This is a genomic window from Streptomyces sp. NPDC005799, from assembly GCF_040630525.1.
GTDB classification, from domain to species: Bacteria; Actinomycetota; Actinomycetes; order Streptomycetales; family Streptomycetaceae; genus Streptomyces; species Streptomyces griseorubiginosus_B.
On sequence record NZ_JBEXXQ010000049.1, the window covers coordinates 76702 to 82773 of the forward strand.

The 6072-nt window shown below is 74.7% G+C and carries 6 protein-coding genes; 2 read left to right on the plus strand and 4 right to left on the minus strand.

Features of this window, described 5'->3' with window-relative positions:
- Positions 1 to 860: hypothetical protein (locus tag ABZ453_RS37285; RefSeq protein WP_359022232.1), on the minus strand; the 860-nt coding region annotated here is incomplete at its 3' end.
- A 78-nt stretch (positions 861 to 938) separates the two neighbouring features.
- Complete coding sequence (locus tag ABZ453_RS37290; RefSeq protein WP_359022234.1) at positions 939 to 1406, minus strand: hypothetical protein; 468 nt, start codon at positions 1404 to 1406, stop codon at positions 939 to 941.
- 249 nt (positions 1407 to 1655) lie between these two features.
- Between ABZ453_RS37290 and ABZ453_RS37295 the strand changes: the two genes are divergently transcribed.
- Positions 1656 to 2729: a hypothetical protein gene (locus ABZ453_RS37295; RefSeq protein WP_359022236.1), complete on the plus strand. Its 1074-nt coding sequence runs from the start codon at positions 1656 to 1658 to the stop codon at positions 2727 to 2729.
- Positions 2730 to 2756: 27 nt separating this feature from the next.
- Here ABZ453_RS37295 and ABZ453_RS37300 read toward each other — a convergent pair whose 3' ends face one another.
- Together ABZ453_RS37300 and ABZ453_RS37305 are read right to left on the minus strand one after the other, a co-directional pair.
- Positions 2757 to 3995: an amidohydrolase gene (locus ABZ453_RS37300; RefSeq protein ID WP_359022238.1), complete on the minus strand. Its 1239-nt coding sequence runs from the start codon at positions 3993 to 3995 to the stop codon at positions 2757 to 2759.
- A 330-nt stretch (positions 3996 to 4325) separates the two neighbouring features.
- Positions 4326 to 4481: a hypothetical protein gene (locus ABZ453_RS37305; RefSeq protein WP_359022239.1), complete on the minus strand. Its 156-nt coding sequence runs from the start codon at positions 4479 to 4481 to the stop codon at positions 4326 to 4328.
- A gap of 108 nt (positions 4482 to 4589) precedes the next feature.
- Here ABZ453_RS37305 and ABZ453_RS37310 point away from each other — a divergent pair, with 108 nt between their 5' ends.
- Positions 4590 to 5933, plus strand: coding sequence for a helix-turn-helix transcriptional regulator (locus ABZ453_RS37310; protein ID WP_359022241.1), 1344 nt, complete (start codon positions 4590 to 4592; stop codon positions 5931 to 5933).
- Positions 5934 to 6072 lie beyond the last annotated feature (139 nt).

Below are 6072 nucleotides of genomic sequence, written 5' to 3' on the forward strand. Positions count from 1 at the left end.
CGCCGGCGTCGCACGAGCTGGCTCCAACGGCCGCTGAGCCAGGCGGTCAGGGCGACCCCCACACCGACCACGACCAGCAGCCAGGCGGCCTCGCGCAGGGTCTCGGTGAGGGCGTCGTAGACGGCGCCCGCGGCCGGACGGCGGGCCTCCTCGGGCAGGTCGGCCAGGGTGAGATTGCGGCCGATGACGACCGCGAGGCCCAGCAGGGCGCCGCCGAGCGCGGTGCCGAGGGCGGTCGCGGTGAGCGCCCGGCGGCGGCGGACGGCGACCGCGATGCCCGACAGGGCGAAGACGACGGCCGCCACGGGGAGCCAGAAACCGGCGACTTCCAGCACGTGGAACCCTTTCCGGAGCCGGTCCAGGTCCTGGGCCGGGAGAACGTCGACCGCCGTGTGCTCGACCGGGATACGGCTCGCCAGCGGCATGTGGTCGTCGGCCAGCCGCTGCTTGACCTGCGCGGTGACGGGCGCGAGGTCGACCGTCACATCGCCCTCGCGGTCGTCGCGCAGGGCCTGCAGCACCGCGTCGTGCAGGACCCGGTTGGCGGCGTCCCAGGCGGCGCGGAAGGCCTCGGTGCGGGTGAAGGAGCGCACCGCGTCCTGCACGAACGGGCGCACCGCCGAACGCATCGGGCGTACGTCGGCCCGGTCGCCGACCTCGTCCATGATCCCGGCGCCCACCGTGTCCGCGACGGCGTTGCGGACGTTCGGGTCCGCGGCCAGCGGAGCCATCGTGGTGACGTACATGCCGGTGTCGGCGAGCCCGTACGCCGCCCAGGCCGCGAGCGCGCCGCAGGGCGCGAGGAGACAGGCGAGGGCGATCAGAGCGGCCGACAGGGCGCTCCTGAGGCGTGAGGGCACGCTCCCAGGCAACCGCCCGGGCGCCGGACCCGCGAGCGGGACGACTCCGTACGGGTGTACCGGCGCCGTCGCGCCCGGTCAGCGGACGCGGTTGCCCACGGCGTCCTCGCGTGTGTAGTAGCGGTAGAAGAAGACGAGGAAGATGCCGGCCGTCACCACCACGCCCAGCGCGGCCGAGCGCAGGACCGACTCGCCGGTCTGGCTGTAGAGGAAGCCGATCGAGGCGCCGGCGAAGGCGGACTTCACCAGGGAGTGCAGCTCCCGCTTGAGCAGCGGGGCGAAGGTCGCGACGGCGATGCACAGCACGATGAACACCGCGGCCGTCACGAAGCCGAACAGGATGTTCCAGCCGGTGATCTCACCGCCGCCACGGCGGTTGGCGGCCGCCCAGAAGCCGTAGAGGAGTCCGAGCACCACGGGGATGCCGTACCGCCCCGCGGTGTGGACGCGTTCGTCGAAGAGGTCGGGTGTACGGGTGGGGCGGGCGGCCCGGTTCGCCCGGACCCGCCCCATCATTCCGCCGGACGTGGATGCCGCATGAGCCATGAGAGTGCTCCTCTCTCTCCTCGCCTCCCTACCAATGCACACCTGGGGAAGGGGCCTGGCAAGTGGGAGGGGGGCCTGGCACGTGGGAGGGGGCCTGGCACGTGGGAGGGGGCCTGGCACGTGGGAAAGGGAGGGGCAGTGCGGCGGACGGGGGGCGGAAGGGCACGTTTGCAGTCCTGAGGCCCACCTTTGCAGCCGCAGCGGTTACGGTGCTGCCGTACGTGATCGACAGGGGATGGGGAGGGACCGATGCCAGGAACCGTGCTGCTGCTCGCCGCCGCCCCGGCGGGCAAGGGGTGCTTGGTGGACGCGGCGTCCGTGCTCCCCGTCCTCGCCGCTGTCCCGCCGTCGGTGCTGTCGGGCACGGACACGGCCAACGTCGTCGAACTCGCAGACCCCCTGGAGCCGCAGGCCGTACTGACCCGGCTGCGGGCCGCCGCGGCGGCTCCCGGCCCGCTCACCGTCTTCGTCACCGGACAGCTCCAACTCGACCGCCGCCAGCGGCTTCCGCACCTGGCGCTGGCCCGGACGACCCCCTCCACGGTCCGTTACACCGGCCTGCCCTGGCACTGGATCCGGGAGGAACTCCGGCTGCGCCCCGCCGGTTCGACGACCCTGCTGCTCGATCTGCACGCGGACGCCGAGACCTGGGAGTGGCTGCGGGCGAACGCTCTGGACTCCGGCCGCACCACCGTGGTCCACGGCCGGATCGCGCCGCCGCCCGCCCGCAGGGAGGTGGCCGTGCCGACGTACATGAAGGCGGTGGCGACCCTGCTGAGAAGCGGCCGGCGTCCGCCCCTGGAACAGCTCCACCAGCAGGCGCTGGGCCGGATCGCCGGCGAGGCACCGGGACTGGTGCTGACCGCGCCGACGGTGCCGCCCCGACAACCGCCGGCCCTCGACGACCCGCACGCCGTCATCTCCGCCGCCGTCCGCTCCGGACGGCACCCCGACGCCGACGCGCTCGCCGCCCGGCACGAGCAGGCGGCCCTGAGGGCGTACGGTCCCGGGTCCGAGTCCGCGCTGCACTGGGCCGAGGTCCGGGCGGACCTGGCCATGTTCGCCGGGGATCCGGTGCGCAGCTGCCGTACCTGGCTGGGGGTGGCCGCCGCGCGGCTGACGGCGGGGCAGGCGGCCGACGCGCCGGAGGTCGAGGCGGCGGTGGACCGGGCGCACCACCAGTGGGGGCAGATCCGGGACCCGGAGGCGGCCCGCGAACTAGGGCCCCGGCTGGCGGACCTGCGCTCACGGGTGCCCGGCCGCCGGCAGGGGGCGCTCGACCATGTCCAGCGCCAGCTGCGGCAGTTGCAGACCCAGGGCTGAGCCCTCACCAAGATCTTCATCAGCCTTCTAGCCGGCGAGGTACGCCAGCGTCCCCGACACCAGCGTCCGCACGCCCGGCGCGATCGTCGCGAGGTCGGGGGCGAAGCGGGGGCTGTGGTTGCTGGGGACGGCGAGGAACTTCTCCATCAGGTCCGCGCCCTCGGCCGCGTCCCACACCTCGGCCGGAGTCGTCGTCACGAACCAGTAGTCGTACGGGATCCCGCCCTCGGCCAGCCGCGGGAAGTCCTCGCTGCCCATCACCGGGCCGAAGTCCAGCACCGTCCCCGTCCCCAGCACCTCCTCGTGCACGGCGGCCACCCGGCGGTCGGTGTCCGCGTCGTTGACGGTCACCGGGAAGGTCGCGCCCACCCGGATCTCCGGCTCGCGGGGGCAGCCGGCGGCGAGCGCCTCGCCGGCCGCGATGCGCCGGATCGCCGCGACCATCCGCTCGCGCACCTCGTCGGACTGGGTGCGCAGATTGAGGGCGATGCGCGCCTCGGACGGGATGATGTTGTGCCGGGTGCCCGCCTCGATCCGCCCGACGGTCAGCACGGCCGACTCACGGGCGGCGATCTCGCGGGAGACGACCGTCTGCAGACGGGTGACGAGGTAGGCGGCCGTGACGACCGGGTCGACGGTCGTCTCGGGCCGTGAGCCGTGCCCGCCCCGGCCGTGCACGACGATGTCGATGTCCGTCGAGGCGGACATGATCAGCCCCGGGGTGTGGGCGTAGAAACCCACCGGGCCGGGCGCCGCGTGCTGACCGAGCAGCACGTCCGGCCGGGCGAGTCGCTCGTACAGGCCGTCCGCCACCATCCGTGCCGCGCCCTCGCCGGTCTCCTCGGCGGGCTGGCCGACCACGAGCAGGGTGCCGCTCCAGGCATCCCGCCCGGCGGCCAGCGCCTCCGCGGCGCCCGCGAGCCAGGTCACGTGCAGATCGTGCCCGCAGGCGTGCATCACCCCCGGCACCTCGGAGGCGTACGGCAGCCCGGTCTCCTCGGTGACCGGCAGGGCGTCCATGTCCGCGCGCAGCAGGACCGTCGGCCCGTCGCCGTTCTGCAGCATCCCGGCGACGCCGGTTTCGCCGACGCCCTCCTCGACCTCGTACCCGGCCTTCCTCAGCCGCTCGGCGAACCGGGCCGCCGTGCGGTGCTCCTGGAGGGAGAGCTCGGGATGGCGGTGCAGGTCCCGGTAGAAGTCGGCCAGGTCGGCGACCGGGAGGCGGGCGGTGAGGTCGAGTGCGGCGCGGGCGGCGGCAGAGGTCACGGGAGGCAGCGTACGCAAGGCGGCCGCCGATGGCAGGGGGGAGTGCCGTCGGCGGCCGCGTTCTGGGGGCCCGGCGTCAGAACGCGGGGACCTCGGCGGGCCGGGCCTTGTTGATGTTCAGGCGGCCCCTGAGCCGCGGCCTGCTGGTGCCGGCCAGGTCAACGCGTGGACCGCGCTCCTCGGGCTTCCCCGTGCACGTGACGCACTGTGGCGAGCGGCTGCCGCTCCTGCTCGACTTCGATACCGATCACCGCCGTACGGACGCTGCCGGATCCAGCGTCCGGGCCATGTGGTGCGGGGCCCGGTCCACGGCGCGGGCCGGGGCCGTCGTCACCGGCCCGCGTCGTGGAGTTGCTGCACCTGGCCGGCCTCCCGCGCGTCGTCCGCCTTCGCCGGGACCGCGTTGGCGGCCAGCAGGAGGGCGGCCACCGCGACGATGGCTGCGCCGAGACCTCGGGCGTAACGCTCGGAGATGTTTCGGAGCACGGCAACCTCTCAATGGCGTTTCAACAGTGTTGTATTAAACGCGCTTAAGGTGCCGCTTAACCTAGGGGCTCCAGCGGACAACAGCAAGAGGGTCAGGGGGAGTTGGAGATGGCGGAACGTGACGATCCGGAGACCATCGGGCGCAGGGTGCAACAGTTGCGGGGGGAACGAGGGCTGACGCAGCGGCAGTTGGCGGAGCCCGCGTACACGCCCGCCTACATCTCCACCCTGGAGGCCGGCCGGGTGCGGCCCTCCGACGAGGCGCTGCGGCACATCGCCGAGCGCCTCGGGGTGGCGTACGAGGAGCTGGTCACCGGACGACCGGCCCACCTCGCCACCGACCTGCGGCTCCGGCTGACCGGGGCGCAGCGCAGCCTCGCGGCCGGTGAGGTCGAGGAGGCCGCCGACCGGTACACCGCCCTGCTCGCCGAGGCCGAGGAGCACGACCTGGCCGACGTCCGGGACGCCGCGCTGCTCGGACTCGGCGAGTGCGCCCTGGAGAGCGGCGAACTGACCGCCGCCCGCGGGTACTTCGAGCGCACCGAGCAGGCCCTCGCCGACGCGCCGCTGCCCGCCCGGGTGCCGGCCCTGCGCGGGCGTGCCGTCTCCCACTACCTCGCCGGTGAACTCCGGTACGCCGTCTACCTGCTGGAGTCGACCCTCGACGAGCTGAACCGGGGCGGGCTGCACGACCCCGACGCGCTGCTGCTGCTCTACGCCAGCATCATCGGCCCCTACATGGACATGGGCGTCCACGCCCGCGCCGCCAAGGCCGCCGAGTTCGCGCTCGCCCTCGCCCCGCAGGCCGGGGACCCCGCGCTGGTCGCCCGGATGCACCGCTCGGTCGCCCGTACCCTGCTCGCCGAGGGGCGCATCGCCGAGGCCGACGCCTCGCTCGCCAAGGCCGCCGAGCTGTACCGGACCCTGCAGCTGCGCACCGAGCTCGCCAACTGCCACTGGATGCGCGGGTACGTCTGCGCCCAGAACGGCGAACTGGAGCGGGCGGAGGGCGAGTTGCGGCAGGCCCTGAAGATGCTCTCGGCGGGCCGGGCCGCCCTCTACAGCAGCCAGGCCGCCGTCGAGCTCGCCGATGTGCTGCACCGGCGCGGCAAGTCCGAGGAGGCCGCCGACCTGCTGAACGAGGTGCTCAGCACCCTCAACTCCGAGCGCGGCGCCCTGCACTCCGCCGCCGCCCACCGTCTGCTCGGCATCATCGCCGAGGACGCCCGCGACACGGAGGCCGCCGAGGAGCACTACGTACGCGCGCTGAGCCTCCTGGAGCGGGCGGGCGCCGCCGGCGACCTGGCCGACCTGTGCCGTCTGCTGGGCGACCTGCTGCGCCGCACGGGCCGGGTCGAAGCCGCCCTCGACGCCTACCGCACCGGCCTCGGCCATCGCACGGCCCCCGGCACCACCACCCTGGGCCCGGCCCCGGCCCAGCCTCCCCTGTGACGAGGGCCCGCACGGCACCCGGGCAGGGGTGGCGGCCCCCGCCCGGGGGGTGGCGGGGGGCGCCCGGCGTGGGCGGGCCGCGCCCCGGTCGCGCGCCCGCCCGGGCAGGCCCCGGGCCCGCCCGGGGCGGCGGGCGACC